Genomic DNA, 16197 nt, shown 5'->3' on the forward strand with positions numbered 1-16197 from the left:
TCCTCACACGAAAACGCAGCTTCAACGGGGGGTAGGAAGTGACCGAGATGTCTTGGTCCGAGAACGTGAAGGCCCACGACACCCAGGTCGTCGACTTCCTTCCCTCTAGGCGCCTGACGGTCCTGTCCGGGCCGTCGGGCGTCGGAAAGTCCACGGTTGTCGCCGAGATCCGGCGGTCGCACCCCGAGGTGTGGCTGTCGGTCTCGGTGACCACCAGGAAACCCCGCCCCGGCGAGACGCACGGCGTGCAGTACTACTTCGCCGACGACGCCGAGTTCACCCGGCTCGCCGAAGCAGGGGAACTGCTGGAGTGGGCGGAGTTCGCCGGCAACCGGTACGGCACGCCGCGCCGGCCGGTGCTCGACCGCCTCGCGGCCGGAGTCCCCACCCTCCTGGAGATCGACCTCCAGGGCGCCAGGCAGGTGCGCACGACCATGCCGGAGGCGCTGCTGGTGTTCCTGGCCCCGCCCTCGTGGGAGGAGCTCGAGCGGCGGCTGCGCGGCCGCGGCACCGAGCCGGAGGACGTCATCGAGAAGCGCCTGGCCGCCGGACGCATCGAATGCGCCGCCGAGCCCGAGTTCGACATCACCCTTGTGAACACGAGTGTCCAGGATGTATGTCACCGGCTGATAGCCTTGATGACTGACCCTCAGGGGGTCGCGACATCCACCAACCGAGAGGTCTGACAATCGTGGCAGGCATTTCCCCGGTCGCTGAGGGCATCACCAACCCGTCGATCGACTCGCTGCTCGACATCGTCGACAGCAAGTACTCCCTCGTCATCATGGGCGCCAAGCGCGCCCGGCAGATCAACGCCTACTACTCCCAGCTCGGTGAGGGCCTCCTGGAGTACGTCGGGCCGCTGGTCGAGACCCACGCCCAGGAGAAGCCGCTGTCCATCGCGCTGCGCGAGGTCTCCGAGGGGCTGCTCAACGCCGAGCCCATCGAAGGCGCGGTCTGACCCGTCCGGACTCCAGCTCTCGGCAGGCGGTGGTGCTGCCGGGAGCTGTGGCATGTCCGGGCGCGGATCGAGGCTCCGGTACGGCCGGCGGTGGCCGGCCGTGCGGCCGGGCCGTACGCGGAAGGCGGGCGCGGACCCGGGCGGAGCACCCCGGAACGGCCGCCCTAGGGTGGGAGCCGCGGAGTCCCGGGCGGTGACCGCGTCGCGCCGGACCTCCGCGGGGACGGGAGCCCCGGACGGGGGCCGGTGAGAGGAGCGACGGCGCGCTGATGAAGGTCGTACTGGGCGTGAGCGGCGGGATCGCCGCCTACAAGGCGTGTGAGCTGCTGCGGCTGTTCACCGAGTCCGGGCACCAGGTGCGGGTGGTGCCGACCAGGGACGCGCTGCGGTTCGTGGGCGAGCCGACCTGGGCGGCGCTGTCGGGCAACCCGGTGACCACCGAGGTGTGGGAGAACGTCCACGAGGTGCCCCACGTGCGCATCGGGCAGACGGCCGACCTGGTGATCGTCGCCCCGGCGACCGCGGACCTCCTGGCGAAGGCGGCCCAGGGGCTGACCGGCGACCTGCTCACGACCACGCTGCTGACCGCGCGCTGCCCGGTGGTGTTCGCCCCGGCCATGCACACCGAGATGTGGGAGCACCCGGCCACCCGGGCCAACGTCGCCACACTCCGCGAACGCGGCGCCATCGTCATCGATCCCGCCTCCGGGCGCCTGACGGGCGCGGACACCGGCCCGGGCCGGCTGCCGGACCCGGAGGAGATCTTCGAGGTCTGCCGCCGCGTGCTGCGGGGCGCGCCGCGCGACCTGGCGGGGCGCCGCGTGGTCGTCTCGGCGGGCGGCACCCGGGAGGCGATCGATCCCGTGCGGTTCATCGGCAACCGTTCGTCGGGGCTGCAGGGGTACGCGCTGGCGCGGACGGCGGTGGCGCGCGGGGCGCAGGTGACGCTGGTCGCGGCCAACGTCTCGCTGCCGGATCCGGCCGGGGCCACGGTGGTGCGGGTGGAGTCGACGGCCGAGCTGCGTACGGCGGTGCTGTCCGCGTCGGCCGGCGCGGACGCGGTGGTGATGGCGGCGGCGGTGGCCGACTTCCGGCCGGCGGAGCGGGCCACATCCAAGATCAAGAAGACGTCCGGGGAACCGGAGGCCATCCAGCTCACGAAAAATCCGGACATCCTCGCGGAACTCGGCCAGCGGCGGGCCCAGGGGGCTGGACGGGAAGGTCTGGACACCGGGCGGGCGGACCGGCCTGCCGGGGCGGGCGAGCCCGGCCACGCCGGGGAGCTGGGTGAGTCCGGCGGGGCGGGCCGTGCCGTACCGGATGACGGGCCCGCGGTGATCGCGGGGTTCGCGGCCGAGACCGACGACGTGCTGGCCAACGGGCAGGCGAAGCTGGTCAAGAAGGGCTGCGACCTCCTCGTGGTCAACCAGGTGGGGGAGCACCTCGCCTTCGGCACGCCGGACAACGCGGCCACGATCCTGGTGGCGGGCGGCGAGCCGGTGGAGGTGCCGAGAGGGCCGAAGGAGGACCTGGCCGACGCCCTCTGGACCCTGGTGGCCGAGCGCCTGGCCTGAGCCGTGCCCTGGGCCACCTGGACCCATCACGAACGGGACAAATGTGTACACGTTCCGTGATGTGGGGATGAGACGCCTCAGGGGAAGCGACGACGGGGGCGGTCGATGTTGTCAGCATTCAGGCACGTCACACGCATACTGCTCATCACCGGCGCCTTCCTGACCATGGCCGGTACGGCGCACGCCGAGGCCCCCGACGCGGTCACCCAGACCGTCACCGACCACGCCGGCGCCCTCGGCAGCCGCGCGGCCGAGGTGCGAGGCGCCCTCGACCAGCTCGAACGCGCCCACGGCATCCGCCTCTACGTCGTCTACGTCCGCGACTTCTCCGGCTGGAACGCCACCACCTGGGCCGACCAGACGGCCGCCTTCAGCAACCTGGGCCGCAACGACCCCCTCCTGGCCGTCGCCACGGTCGAACGCCGCTACGCCGTCTCCGCCGCCGACGGCTTCCCGCTGTCCAACGCCCAGATGGCGCAGGTGGCCGGCCAGGACATCGTGCCCGCCCTCCAGAACGGCGACTGGGCCGGCGCGGCGATCGGCGCGGCCCAGGGGTACGGCGCGGCCGTCGCGGGGACGCCGGACACCGGCTCCGGCAGCGCCTGGTGGCTGGCCGGGGCGGGGGTGCTGGCGCTGACCGGCGGCGGCGTGTACCTGTACGCGCGCCGCAGAAGGGTCTCGACCGCAGCCAAGGACCTGGACACCCGGGCCGGGCAGGCGCTGGTGCACACCGACGACGCGGTCAAGACCTCGGAGCAGGAGGTGGGCTTCGCGGTGGCGCAGTTCGGCGAGGAGGCGGCCCAGCCGTTCGCCGAGGCGCTCGCCTACGCCAGAGGCGAGCTCGACCAGGCTTTCCGGCTGCGGCAGCGGCTCGACGACGAGGTCAGGGAGGACGCCGAGACCCGCCGGGCGATGCTGGAGGAGATCGTCCGGCGCTGCGCGGCCGCCAACGCCCGGCTGGATGCCGAGTCGGAGGCGTTCGACAAGCTGCGCGACCTGGAGAAGCAGGCGCCGCAGATCCTGGCGGAGGTACGGCAGGCGCATGCCGAGCTGGTCCCGAAGGTCGCCGAGGTACGGCGGGTCATGGCGGCCACCGCCGAGAGGTTCGCCGACAGCGCGCTCACCCCGGTCCACGACAATCCGGACGAGGCGGCCAACCGCCTGGAGTTCGCCGGGCAGACGCTGGCGAAGGCCCAGGCGTCGCTCGCGGCGGGGGAGTCGGGCCGGGCGGTGGCCCAGGTGCTGGCGGCGCAGTCGGCCGTGGACCAGGCCAGGCGGCTCCTGGAGGCGGTGACCAGGCGGGCCGACGACGTACGGCAGGCGGCCGCGGGGCTGAAACCGGCCCTGGAGGCCGTGGCGGCCAACCTGTCGGCGGCGAAGGCGCTGGCGGCCGACGCGGCGTACACGGCGGATCTGGCGCCGCAGATCGCCTACGCGGAGAGCACCGCGACCCAGGTGGCGCAGGACGTCGTCGCCGGGGGCATCGACCCGATCGCGCTGCTGCGGCGGGCGGAGGAGGCGCAGGCGACGCTGGACCGGGCGATGAAGGGCGTGCGCGACAAGAAGGCCCGCCAGGATCAGGCACGCGGCCTGCTCGGCCAGGCCATGCTGACCGCCCGCAGCGAGATCGCCGCCACGAAAGACTTCATCACCACCAACCGCGGCGCGGTCGGCAGCACGGCGCGCACCCGGCTCGCCGAGGCCGAGCGCATGCTGGCCGAGGCCGGGGCGCGGGCCGGTGCGGAGCCCGCCGCGGCGCTGGCCGCCGCCCAGCGGGCCGACCAGCTCGCCCAGGAGGCCGGGCGGGCCGCTCGCGGCGAGGTGTCGGCGTTCGGCCCGCGCGGCGGCAGGGGCGGCGACGCGCTGATGGGCGCGGTCCTGGGCGGCATCCTCATCGACGGGATGCTGGGCGGCGTGCCGCGGGGCGGTGGCGCCGGGCAGGGCCCGGGCCGGCGGGCGCGCACGCCGGGCAGCTTCGGCGGCCAGGCCACGCGGGGCCGGCGGGGCTCAGGGGGAGCCTTCTAGCCGGAAAGATCACCTATCGGGGGAATGGGTTATGTCCAAACAGTCCATCTTTGGCAGGGTTGCTCAGCTGGCCAGGGCCAACATCAACGCGCTGCTGGACTCGGCCGAGGATCCGCAGACGATGCTCGACCAGATGGTGCGCGACTACACCGACAACATCGCCGAGGCCGAGCGGGCCATCGCGCAGACCATCGGAACCCTGCGGATGGTCGAGGCCGACCACCAGGAGGACGTGCGGGCCGCCCAGGAGTGGGGACGCAAGGCCCTGGCCGCCAGCCAGCGCGCCGACCAGCTGCGCGCCTCGGGCCAGAACGCCGAGGCCGACAAGTTCGACGACCTGGCCAAGGTCGCCCTCGGCCGCCAGATGGGCGCCGAGCAGGAGGCCGACGCCGCCGAGCCGGGCATCGCCTCGCAGCGCGAAGTCGTCGAGAAGCTCAAGACCGGGCTGCAGCAGATGCGCAACAAGCTCGGCGAACTACGCGGCAAGCGCGACGAACTGGTCGCCCGGGCCAAGACCGCCCAGGCCCAGTCCCAGGTCCAGGACGCCGTCAAGAGCATCGACATCCTCGATCCGACCAGCGAGGTGAGCCGCTTCGAGGAGAAGATCAGGCGGGAGGAGGCCAAGGTCATCGGGCAGCAGGAACTGGCCGCCTCGTCCCTGGACGCCCAGTTCGAGAGCCTGGACGACCTCGGCGCCCAGGCCGAGATCGAGGCGCGGCTGGCCGCCCTGAAGATGGGCAAGCCGTCGGCGCTGCAGATCCAGTCACCCAGCCCGAACTGACGTCAGCGGAGGATCCCCGCGCCGGAAAGGGCGCGGGGATCCTCGCGTATGCGGTTTGCGGGCGCCGTTCCGGGTTAGGGGGCCTCGATGTGTGAAATCGTGCACATCCGCGGCCGTATGCACCAGGAGGTGTCCGGATAAGGAACTGGATGTTGCCGCCGAGCCGTACCCCTGCGGATACTGGAGCCCAAAGGGGGAGTGAATGCCGGTAGGTACCGCGGTGCGGGACCGGTGCAGGACGCTGCTCGGGCCCGACGAACAGATCAGATATGTGTTTCCCGCCCTGTCGGTGGGGCCGCCGGGGATGGCGAACTTCCTCGTCGTGGTCACCGAAGGAGCCATCTCGGTGCTGGCCACCAGGATGCTCAGGAGCGACCGCCCGGTGTCGGTGTACGCCACCTTCCCCAGGGCGACCAGGCTGGGACCCATCCTGCCCGGATCGGTCATCGAGCTGGGTTCGATGGTGTTCGAGTTCGATGAGGAGTACGCCGCCGTGGTGAGGGCAGCGGACGCGGAGATCTTCGCCCCCGAGACGCTCCCTCCCGACCCCCTGCCGGATCTTTGAAAGACAGCTGCGGTTTCGCTACCTGGCCTCCCGTGGGGCTAGACTTCGGCGAGGCCCAGGCTGGTATCCACCCGTCCGAAGCCGCTTTTACGTCAGCAGCCGCTGCATGAGGAGCCACTGAGTTGTCACGCCGCCTGTTCACCTCCGAGTCGGTAACCGAGGGCCACCCGGACAAGATCGCCGACCAGATCAGTGACGCGATTCTCGACGCCATGCTCAAGGACGACCACAAGAGCAGGGTCGCCGTCGAGACGATGATCACGACCGGCCAGGTCCACGTCGCGGGCGAGGTGACGACCGAGACCTACGTCGACATTCCCGGCGTCATCCGCGAGAAGATCCTGGAGATCGGCTACGACGCCTCCCACAAGGGCTTCGACGGCGCCTCCTGCGGCGTCTCCGTCTCCATCGGCGCGCAGTCGCCCGACATCGCCCAGGGCGTGGACGACGCCTACGAGCACCGCGAGGAGGGCGTCGGCGACGAGCTCGACCGCCAGGGCGCCGGCGACCAGGGCCTCATGTTCGGCTACGCCTGCCGCGAGACCCCCGAGCTGATGCCGCTGCCGATCACGCTCGCGCACCGCCTGGCCCAGCGCCTGTCGGAGGTCCGCAAGTCCGGCACCGTGCCGTACCTGCGCCCCGACGGCAAGACCCAGGTCACCATCGAGTACGACGGCGACACGCCGGTCCGTCTCGACACCGTGGTCGTCTCCACCCAGCACGCGGCCGAGATCGACCTCAAGGAGATGCTCGCCCCCGACATCAAGGAGCACGTGGTCGACCCCGTGCTCGCCGGGCTCGAGCTCGACACCGAGGGCTACCGCCTGCTGGTCAACCCGACCGGCCGCTTCGAGATCGGCGGCCCGATGGGCGACGCCGGCCTGACCGGCCGCAAGATCATCATCGACACCTACGGCGGCATGGCCCGCCACGGCGGCGGCGCCTTCTCCGGCAAGGACCCGTCCAAGGTGGACCGCTCGGCCGCCTACGCCATGCGCTGGGTCGCCAAGAACGTCGTCGCGGCCGGCCTGGCCGACCGCTGCGAGGTCCAGGTCGCCTACGCCATCGGCAAGGCCCAGCCGGTCGGCCTGTTCGTGGAGTGCTTCGGCACCGAGAAGCTGCCGGTCGAGAAGATCCAGGAGGCCGTCCTGCAGGTCTTCGACCTCCGCCCGGCCGCGATCATCCGCGACCTCGACCTGCTGCGCCCGATCTACTCCGAGACCGCCGCCTACGGCCACTTCGGCCGCGAGGGCTTCTCCTGGGAGTCCACCGACCGCGCCGACGCCCTGCGCACCGCCGCGGGCCTCTGATCCGTCCTGCGAAGCCCCCGATACGCCGGTATCGGGGGCTTCGCCCTTGTTCGGGGTACGGCACGGCATCCGGTCGGGGGTACGGCAGGCGCTAGCCGTTCGTGTGTCGGGGTGTGGCGGGCGGGGTTTTGGTGCGGCGGGCGGGGTCTGGCAGCCAGGGTGGCGGCGGGCGGGGTCTGGCAGGGTGGCGGCGGGCGGGGTCTGGCCGCCAAGGTGTGGCGGGCGGGGTCTGGCAGCCAGGGGGGCGGCAGGCGGGGGCTGGTAGCCGGCAACGTGCACGAGGCTCTGGATGCGACACCAGGCAGACGGCGGCGCGGCCGTGACCGGTTGCGGACTGCATGGCCCGGCGCCTTCCCGGTTGCCCGGCCTCCGCCACTCCGGCGTGCTGCCTAACGGGTCCGGTGCCCGCGCATCCCGGATGGCCACCGGTCGTCTGAATGGGGACCCGGATTTATCGGCATATTTCCGGCTGTGCGACATGTGGCCGACCGGGGACGCGCCGACGGGCCGACGCATCCCACAGCGCCCGCACGCGCACCCACGGCGCGTTCCGCGGCCGCCTCGCACCCACGGCGCGTTCCGCGGTCGCCTCGCACCCACGGCCGTCTCCCGGCGCAGCCACGGCAGTCCCCCGGCCGCCCGCGGCGCGCTCCCCGGCCCCCAGCCGACCTCCGCCCTCCGCCCCGGTAGGCGGCCTCTCCGGGGGCCGGGGTCTGGTAGACGTAGTGGGTGAGCGAGACCGACCATGCCCTGCTGCCTCTGGAGGCCGTCCGCCCGGCCGATCGGCGGGGGGCCGGTCAGGCCAAGGGCTCGCTCCGGCCCGCGCCCGGGCTGCCGGTGGCCAGGGTGGCCGTCGACAATCCCCTGCCGCATCTCGACCGGCCCTTCGACTACCTCGTGCCCGAGAGCATGCATGAGAGCGCGCAGCCGGGGGTGCGGGTGCGGGTGCGGTTCGCGGGCAAGCTCGTGGACGGGTTCCTGCTGGAGCGGGCCGAGGAGAGTGAGCATCCGGGCAAGCTGACGGCCCTGGAGCGCGTGGTGTCGGCGGAGCGGGTGCTGACGGCCGAGGTGGCGGGTCTGGCCAGGGCCGTGGCCGACCGGTACGCGGGGACGCTGGCCGACGTGCTGCGGCTGGCCGTACCTCCGCGGCACGCCAAGGCCGAGGCCGAGACTCCCGCGGAGCCCGAGCCGCAGCCGGGAAGTCCCCTGGCCGGGGCTTGGGACGGGTATCCCATGGGGGCCTCCTTTCTTGACGCGCTGGAGCACGGGCGGGCGCCGCGGGCGGTGTGGTCGGCGTTGCCCGGGGGAGCGGGGTGGGCCGAACCCCTCGCCGAGGCGGTGCGGGCGACGCTGGCCGGAGGGAGGGGGGCGCTCGTGGTCGTCCCCGACGGCAAGGACGTGGCGCTGGCCGACGAGGTGTTCGGCAGGGTGCTGGGGGCCGGCGCGCACGTGGCGCTGACCGCCGGGCTCGGGCCGGCCGAGCGGTACCGGCGCTGGCTTAGGGTGCTGCGCGGGCAGGCGCGGGCCGTGGTGGGGACCCGGGCCGCGGTGTTCGCGCCGGTCGCCGACCTGGGGCTGGCCGCCATCTGGGACGACGGGGACGATCTGCATGCCGAACGGCTGTCGCCGTACCCGCATGCCCGTGAGGTGCTGGCGCTGCGCGCCCACCGCACCGGGGCCGCCATGCTCATCGGCGGCTACGCCCGCACCGCCGAGGCCACCCAGCTCATCGCCTCCGGCTGGGCCAGGCCCATCGTGGCCGCTCGCGAGAGCGTCCGGGTCGTGGCGCCCCGGGTCAGGCCCGCGGGCGAGGACGCCGAACTGGCCAAGGATCAGGCCGCCCGCGCCGCCCGCCTGCCCAGCGTCGCCTGGCGGGCGCTGCGCGAGGGGCTGGAGTCGGGGCCGGTGCTGGTGCAGGTCCCGAGGCGCGGGTACCTGCCGTCGATCGCCTGCCGTCAGTGCCGCCGCCCGGCCCGGTGCGCCCTGCCGCCGTCCCGGGTCGCCGCCGGGCAGACCCGGATCGGGGACGACGTTCGCGGCGTCTCCGGCCTGCTGGGCGGTCCGGGGCACCTGGCGGTGCCCGAAAGGCCCGGCGGTTCCGGGCAGCTGGCCTTCCCCGACAGGCTCGGCGGTCCCGGTCTCCTGGCGGTTCCGGAAGGGCCCGGGGGCTTCGGGATGTCCGAGAGCTCCGGGATGTCCGAGAGCTCTGGGATGTCCGAGGGTTCTGGGATGCCGGGCGAGTCCGGGGTGCCCGGACGCGGCGCCTGTCACGGGCCGCTGGCGTTGCGCAGCGGGCACGGCGCGCCCTACTGCCGCTGGTGCGGCCGGGTGGACGCCGCCTGGCGGTGCGGCCACTGCGGCAGCCCGCACGTCAGGGCGGTCGTCGTCGGCGCCAGAAGGACGGCCGAGGAACTGGGCAGGGCCTTCCCGTCGGTCCCGGTCAAGACGTCGGGGCGGGACGGCGTGCTGGCCCGCGTCGGCGAGGGCAGGGCGCTGGTGGTGGCCACGCCGGGGGCCGAGCCGGTGGCCGAGGGCGGGTACGCGGCGGCGGTGCTGCTGGACGGCTGGGCGCTGCTCGGCCGGGCGGATCTGCGGGCGGCCGAGGAGGGGGTGCGCCGCTGGATGAACGCCGCCGCCCTGCTGCGCCCGGCCGCCGAACTGGTGGTGCTGGCCGACATGGGGCTGCCGGCCGTACAGGCGCTGGTGCGGTGGGATCCGGTCACGCACGCCGAGCGCGAGCTGGCCGACCGCGCCGAGCTGGGCTTTCCGCCCGCGGTGCGGATGGCCACGCTGACGGGTACGGCGGCGGCCGTCCGGCAGATGCTGGAGGAGGTGCGGCTGCCGGAGGAGGCCCAGGTGCTCGGCCCGGTCCCGGTGGGCGACGACGGCCAGGAACGCGCCATGATCAGGGTCCCGCGGGCCTCGGGCGGCGTGCTGGCCGCTGCGCTCAAAGGTGCGAATGGGGTGCGTGCGGCGCGTAAGGCACCTGATGTCGTCCGGGTGAGTGTCGACCCTCTCGAGCTGATTTAGCCGCAATCCCCGATTCGCTCATCTGTTGGCCAGCCGTTAGCGTCTCCCTGTGTCGATCGAATGGGTGAACGCGGCGATCGACGACCTGCGCGCCTGGGGCCGGGCGCGGGGCGTCGAGGTGGACGCCGACGAGGTGCGGCTGCTGTGCGACTACGCCAGCGACTATCTGGGCGTGCACGAGCTGGCCGACATTACCCCGGCGACCTTCGACGAGCTGCTGCTGTCCATCTATCCGCGCAAGGTGATCGCGCCGCCGGAGAGCGCCCCCGAGACCGTCGCCGCCGCCGGCACGCTCGTCGACTACCTGGAGTCCTCCGGGGCCTGCGACGCCGGGCTGGCCGCGGCCATGCGGGCGCGGCTGGCCGAGATCGCCGAGGAGATGCCCGCCGCGCTGGCCGATCCGGCCAACTTCGGCATGGCCAAGAGCCTGTTCAGCTCCATCGGGCCGGAGTCGCTGGAGCAGGACATCGCCATCCCCTCCGGCGACCCGGGCGGGCAGGCGCTGCCCGAGATCGAGGAAGCGCCCTGCGACTGTCCCGCGTGCACGCCGCTGCCGGCCGTACGGACCGCTCCAGAGGGCGAGCTGGAGGCCGCGCTCGGCGAGGTGGCGCTGCTGGCCGACCGCGACCGGCTGCTGGCCTGGCTGAGCGAGCGCGGCAGCACCCCCACGGTCAAGGGCGCGCTGCGGGCCAAGGACGCGGCCGCGGCGCCGGTGCCCGAGCCGCGGCTGCTGTGGGCGCTGGCGGGCAACGCCGGCCTCGACGGCTGGGCTCGTACGGTCGCCCACCTGGTCGAGCAGGACACCGGCGGCGCCGTCACCGGGCTGGCCGAGCTGGACGAGGCGCTCTACGACCTCATGGACCGCCTCTATCGCCTTCAGGCGCCGGCGCCGGTCGAGGTGGTCGCCGACCACCTGTTCGAGCTGGCCGACGAGGACGTGGACGTGCCCGCCGTACTCAAGCGGCTGGAGTGGAGCGGGCTGGTGGAGCGGCGCCACGGCGGCGCGGGGCTGACCCCGCTGGCCGTCTGGGGGCTGCGTGAGCTGTATCGCGCGCACGGCCGCACCGCCCCCGAGGCGCCCGACCTGTCCCTGGCCGACGCGGTCGGGCTCATCGAGGGCCTGCTCGACGGCCTGCCGGCCGAGGTGGCCGAGCAGGACATCGAGCGCTGGCTGGCCGGGCGCGCCCCGGAGCAGGCCGCCGCGGAGCTGTTCGAGGCCGCCTCCGGGGCGCCCGCGGTGGCCCGCGGGATCGCGGTCACGATCGTCGACCGGCTCGGGGCCGCGGCCGAGCCCGCCGTGCGCGCCGGGCTGGACGACCTGGAGCTGCGCCCGCACGCCATCCACTGGCTGACCGCCAGGCGGCTGCCCGCGCCGCCGCTGACGCAGGACGAGCTGCTGTGGGTCAGCGTGGACATGCTCGCGCTGGCGATGCCGGCCGCCCAGGAGGATCCCGAGATCTTCGCCGAGAACATGGCCGCCTCCGGCCCGTCCGCCCATCTGATCGAGGAGATGTGGCGGGTGGATCACCCCGACGTGGTCGAGGTTCTCGAGCTGCTCGGCCGCTCGCTGCCCGACGGCGGCGAGGCCAAGGCCGCGCGCAAGGCGGCCTTCAAGGCGCGATCACGAGCTATCCGATGATGTACATCCCTGTGACTGGTGTGCAGTAAGTTTCGTGGGTGGCAAACAACGTCTTCGACCTAGCCGAGCTCCGCAAGCTGATCGAGGAGCCCGCTCCCGCGCCGGCGCCCGTGCGCCTGCCCAGGGAGGCGCTGACGTTCCCGCCGGTCGAGCCGGCCACGGACGCGGAGCTGGCCGCTGCGGTGCCCCTGGTGCCGCTGGTGGCCGACGCCATCAGGCTCACCACCTGGACCGGCACCCGCGAGGTCACCGGCGAGGGCCTGCTGGGCGAGGATGACGCCGCCGCCGCGGCCAAGGAGCTCGCCATCACCCCCGCCCGGCTGCGGCTGGCCTGGATCGTGGCGGTCAACACCCGCCTGCTGCAGATCCTGCGCGGCACCGCCGCCCGCGGCCCGCTGCCGGCCCGGCTGCCGGTGGACGGGACGCTGCAGTTCTGGGACGGCGTGGTCATGGACGTCCTCGACCAGGCCGAGACCTCCCGGCTGACCGGCTCGCGGGTGATCGACGGGCACCTGGCCGAGACCCTCGCGACCATCTACTCGGTGCGCTCCGGCGTGGCCATCGCCAACCTCGCCAAGGGCCTGCTGCAGTCGCACGAGGTGGCCTGCGAGCCGGGCCCGGGCGAGCTGCGCGAGCTGAGCGGCAGCCTGCCCGGCGAGCTGCTGGAGGCGCTGTCCCTGCTGACCTACTGCGGGCTGGTGCGGCAGACCGGCTCGGGCCGCATCGCGCTGACGCCGCTGGGCGTCTGGGCGGTCCGCCGCGAGCTGCTGCGCGAGGGCCACGAGGCGCCGACGCTGGCCGAGGTGGAGGTCTTCGCCGACCTGGACGCCGAGGCGCTGGTCGGTTCGCTGGTCAGCGGCGCGGTCACGCAGAGCGCCGTGTCCACCTGGCTCGAACGCCGCCCGCCCGAGCAGGCCGCCCGCGACCTGCTGGCGGTCGCCGTGGCCGGCGGCGCCGGGCACCGGGGCGCCGTGGGCGCGATCCTGGAGGAGCTGGGCCCGGAGGCCGAGGCGCCCGTGCGCGAGGCGCTGGACCAGCCCGACATGTGGCGTTACGCCGCCTCCTGGCTGCACATCCGCGACCTCGACGCGCCCCCGCTGAGCCCCGGCGACCACACCTGGATCGCCGTCGACTCGGTGGCTGCCCTGCTGCACATCTCCGGCACGCCGGAGTCCGTCGGCGAGTTCGGCGCCCTGGAGTCCGGCGAGGACCTCGTGCGCAGCGTCGGCGAGATGGCCGCCTCCAGCCACCCCGACACCATCCCGGTCCTCGAACTGCTGGCCGCCTCCCACGGCGACCCGGCGGTCGCCAAGGCGGCGCGCAAGGCGGCGATGAAGGCCAGGTCGCTGCGGACCACTAAACTGGGCTGATCCACCCACGCCTTCGCGGAACGGAGTTGGCCACTTGGCGATCCAGTCGATCCGGCTGTTCGGAGACCCGGTGCTGCGCACCCCGGCGGCCCCGGTCGTCGACTTCGACAAGGAACTGCGCAAACTGGTCAAGGACCTGACCGACACGATGATGGACGCCCCGGGCGCGGGCCTGGCGGCCCCTCAGATCGGCGTCGGCCTGCGGGTGTTCACCTACTACGTGGACGACCGGCTCGGCCACGTCGTCAACCCCGACCTCGACCTGTCGGCCGACCTCGACGAGGAGGGCGAGGAGGGCTGCCTGTCGTTCCCCGGCCTGTCCTACCCGACGCCGCGGGCGATCCGGGCCGTGGCCAAGGGCTTCGACATGCACGGTGAGCCGGTCACGCTGGAGGGCACCGACCTGATGGCCCGCTGCTTTCAGCACGAGACCGACCATCTGGACGGCATCCTGTTCATCGACCGGATGGACCCCAAGCAGCGCAAGCTGGCCATGAAGGCGATCCGCGAGGCGGAGTGGGCCGGGGCCCAGGCGCCCACGGTCAAGTTCTCCCCGCACGCCACGGGCGGAAAGGCACTGTAACGATGCGCCTGGTCTTCGCCGGGACGCCGGAGACGGCGCTGCCGTCCCTGCGCGCCCTCATCGACTCGCCCCGCCATGAGGTCGTGGCCGTGGTCACCCGCCCCGACGCGCAGACGGGCCGCGGCCGCAAGGTGCATCCGTCGCCGGTGGCCGAGCTGGCCGAGGAGGCGGGCATCGAGGTGCTGCGCCCGGCCAAGGCGGGTGACCCCGCGTTCCTCGGCAGGCTGCGGGCGCTGGAGCCCGAGTGCTGCCCGGTCGTCGCCTACGGCGCGCTACTGCCGCAGTCCGCGCTGGACGTGCCCCGCCACGGGTGGATCAACCTGCACTTCTCGCTGCTGCCCGCCTGGCGCGGCGCCGCTCCGGTGCAGCACGCCGTCCTCCACGGCGACGAGATCACCGGCGCCGCCACCTTCCAGATCGTCAAGGAACTCGACGCCGGGCCCGTCTACGGCGTGGTCACCGAGGAGATCCGCGCCGGCGACACCAGCGGCGAGCTGCTCGAACGCCTGGCGGTCTCGGGCGCCGGGCTGCTGGCGGCCACCCTCGACGGGGTCGAGGACGGCACCCTGGAGCCCCGGCGGCAGCCGGCGGACGGCATCAGCTACGCCCCCAAGATCAACGTGGACGACGCCCGGGTCGACTGGCAGGCGCCCGCCATGCGCGTGGACCGGCTCGTGCGCGCCTGCACGCCCAACCCGGGCCCCTGGAGCGAGTTCCGCGGCCAGCGGGTCAAGCTCGGCCCCGTCCGGCCCCGGCCCGAGGCGGAGTCCCTGGCTCCCGGGCTGATCGCCGCGACCAAGCGCGAGGTGCTCGTGGGCACCGGCACCCACCCGGTCGAGCTGGGCGAGGTGCAGGCGCAGGGCAAGCGGCAGATGAGCGCCGTCGAGTGGGCCCGCGGCAGCCGCCTGGACGAGGGGGACCGGTTCGCGTGACGGCCGACCGGGGAAACGGCGCGCGCCGGGCCGGGCCGCGTGGCCAGGACGGAAGGCGCGGCGGCGCGAGCCGTACCAACCGGGGGCCGGTGCGGGACGAAGCCCGCAACGCGGCCTTCGACGTGCTGCGGGCCGTCGACGAGCGGGACGCCTACGCCAACCTGCTGATGCCCAGGCTGCTGCGCGAGCGGCGGCTGGGCGGGCGGGACGCGGCGCTGGCCACCGAGCTGGCCTACGGGACCCTGCGCGGGCTCGGCACCTACGACGCGATCATCGAGGTCTGCACCGACCGCGCGCCCGACCCGGACGTGCGCGACGCCCTGCGCCTGGGTGCGCACCAGCTGCTGAAGATGCGCGTGCCGCCGCACGCCGCCGTGGGGACCACGGTCGATCTGGTACGGCTGCGCGTCGGCACCGGCGCCTCCAAGTTCGCCAACGCGGTCCTGCGCAAGGTGGCGGCCCGGCCGCTCGACGACTGGATCGCGATCGTGGCGCCCGGCGACCCGGTGGGCAGGCTGTCGGTGACCTACAGCCATCCGCGCTGGATCGTCTCCGCCTTCCGCGACGCGCTCGGCGGCGACGAGGCCGAGACCGCCGAGCTGCTCGACGCCGACAACGTGCGCCCGCTGGTCACCCTGGTCGCCCGGCCGGGCCGCAGCTCGGTGGCGGAGCTGGCCGACGAGGGCGCCGAGCCGGGCCGGTTCTCGCCCTATGCCGCCTACCTGCCCGAAGGGGATCCGGGGCAGGTGCGGGCGGTGGCCGAGTACCGCGCCGCCGTCCAGGACGAGGCCAGCCAGCTGGTCGCCCTCGCGCTGGCCAGGGTGCCGGTCGAGGGGCGCGATGAGTTCTGGCTGGACATGTGCGCCGGTCCGGGCGGCAAGGCGGGCCTGCTGGACTCGATCGCCGCCTACGGCGACCCCGGCGAGGGGTTCGCGGGCGGCAAGCACCTGCTGGCCGCCGACGTTCAGTATCACCGGGCGCGGCTGGTCTGGCAGACCACCCGCGAGGCGGCGGTGATCACCGCCGACGGCACCGAGCCCGCCTGGCGGCCCGGCGCCTTCGACCGGATCATGCTGGACGCCCCCTGCACCGGCCTGGGAGCGCTGCGCCGCCGCCCCGAGGCACGCTGGCGGCGCGACCCGGCCGGCGTGGCCGGGCTGGGCGGTCTGCAGCGCGACCTGCTCGCCACGGCCCTGGACGCGGCCCGGCCGGGCGGCGTCGTGGCCTACGTCACCTGCTCGCCGCACCTGGCCGAGACCGGCGTGGTGGTCGGCGACGTGACCCGGGGGCGTGCCGACGTCGAGCAGCTGGACGCCCGGGAGTTCCTGCCCGAGGTGCCGGGGCTGGGCGAGGGCCCGCACGCGCAGTTCTGGCCGCACCGGCACGGCACGGACGCGATGTTCCTGGCCCTGCTGCGCAAACGCTGA

13 protein-coding genes are annotated in these 16197 nt (G+C 73.9%); all 13 read left to right on the forward strand.

Annotated elements, in window-relative coordinates; translation table 11 throughout:
• Positions 1–47 precede the first annotated feature (47 nt).
• The 13 genes from gmk to FVE25_RS02055 all read left to right on the forward strand — a co-directional run bounded on the left by gmk (position 48) and on the right by FVE25_RS02055 (position 16197).
• Positions 48–686, forward strand: a complete 639-nt coding sequence (gene gmk / locus FVE25_RS01990) for a guanylate kinase (protein ID WP_157244638.1) — start codon at positions 48–50, stop codon at positions 684–686.
• Positions 687–691: 5 nt separating this feature from the next.
• Positions 692–961, forward strand: coding sequence for a DNA-directed RNA polymerase subunit omega (gene rpoZ / locus FVE25_RS01995; RefSeq protein WP_157244639.1), 270 nt, complete (start codon positions 692–694; stop codon positions 959–961).
• A 269-nt stretch (positions 962–1230) separates the two neighbouring features.
• On the forward strand, positions 1231–2535 hold the full coding sequence (gene coaBC, locus FVE25_RS02000) for a bifunctional phosphopantothenoylcysteine decarboxylase/phosphopantothenate--cysteine ligase CoaBC (protein WP_157244640.1): 1305 nt from the start codon (positions 1231–1233) through the stop codon (positions 2533–2535).
• Between the two features lie 105 nt (positions 2536–2640).
• Positions 2641–4560 carry a TPM domain-containing protein gene (locus tag FVE25_RS02005; protein WP_219825264.1) on the forward strand — a complete coding sequence of 640 codons (1920 nt, stop codon included), beginning with the start codon at positions 2641–2643 and terminating at the stop codon, positions 4558–4560.
• A gap of 31 nt (positions 4561–4591) precedes the next feature.
• Positions 4592–5341 (forward strand): PspA/IM30 family protein, encoded by a 750-nt coding sequence (locus tag FVE25_RS02010; protein WP_157244641.1) that lies wholly within the window; start codon positions 4592–4594, stop codon positions 5339–5341.
• Positions 5342–5543: 202 nt separating this feature from the next.
• Positions 5544–5906 (forward strand): hypothetical protein, encoded by a 363-nt coding sequence (locus FVE25_RS02015; RefSeq protein WP_157244642.1) that lies wholly within the window; start codon positions 5544–5546, stop codon positions 5904–5906.
• Between the two features lie 122 nt (positions 5907–6028).
• Positions 6029–7216 carry a methionine adenosyltransferase gene (gene metK, locus FVE25_RS02020; protein ID WP_157244643.1) on the forward strand — a complete coding sequence of 396 codons (1188 nt, stop codon included), beginning with the start codon at positions 6029–6031 and terminating at the stop codon, positions 7214–7216.
• 729 nt (positions 7217–7945) lie between these two features.
• Complete coding sequence (locus FVE25_RS53690; protein ID WP_246266521.1) at positions 7946–10246, forward strand: primosomal protein N'; 2301 nt, start codon at positions 7946–7948, stop codon at positions 10244–10246.
• Positions 10247–10295: 49 nt separating this feature from the next.
• Positions 10296–11885, forward strand: coding sequence for a hypothetical protein (locus FVE25_RS02035; protein ID WP_157244644.1), 1590 nt, complete (start codon positions 10296–10298; stop codon positions 11883–11885).
• A 38-nt stretch (positions 11886–11923) separates the two neighbouring features.
• Positions 11924–13255, forward strand: a complete 1332-nt coding sequence (locus FVE25_RS02040; protein ID WP_157244645.1) for a hypothetical protein — start codon at positions 11924–11926, stop codon at positions 13253–13255.
• 34 nt (positions 13256–13289) lie between these two features.
• Entirely contained in the window at positions 13290–13838 is a 549-nt protein-coding gene (gene def / locus FVE25_RS02045; protein WP_157244646.1) for a peptide deformylase, read from the forward strand.
• Positions 13839–13840: 2 nt separating this feature from the next.
• Positions 13841–14770: a methionyl-tRNA formyltransferase gene (gene fmt, locus FVE25_RS02050; protein WP_157244647.1), complete on the forward strand. Its 930-nt coding sequence runs from the start codon at positions 13841–13843 to the stop codon at positions 14768–14770.
• Positions 14767–16197, forward strand: coding sequence for an RsmB/NOP family class I SAM-dependent RNA methyltransferase (locus FVE25_RS02055; RefSeq protein WP_157244648.1), 1431 nt, complete (start codon positions 14767–14769; stop codon positions 16195–16197). The genes fmt and FVE25_RS02055 overlap by 4 nt, the downstream gene beginning before the upstream one ends.

Origin of the sequence: Nonomuraea typhae, from assembly GCF_009760925.1 — a bacterium.
Classification (GTDB): domain Bacteria; phylum Actinomycetota; class Actinomycetes; order Streptosporangiales; family Streptosporangiaceae; genus Nonomuraea; species Nonomuraea typhae.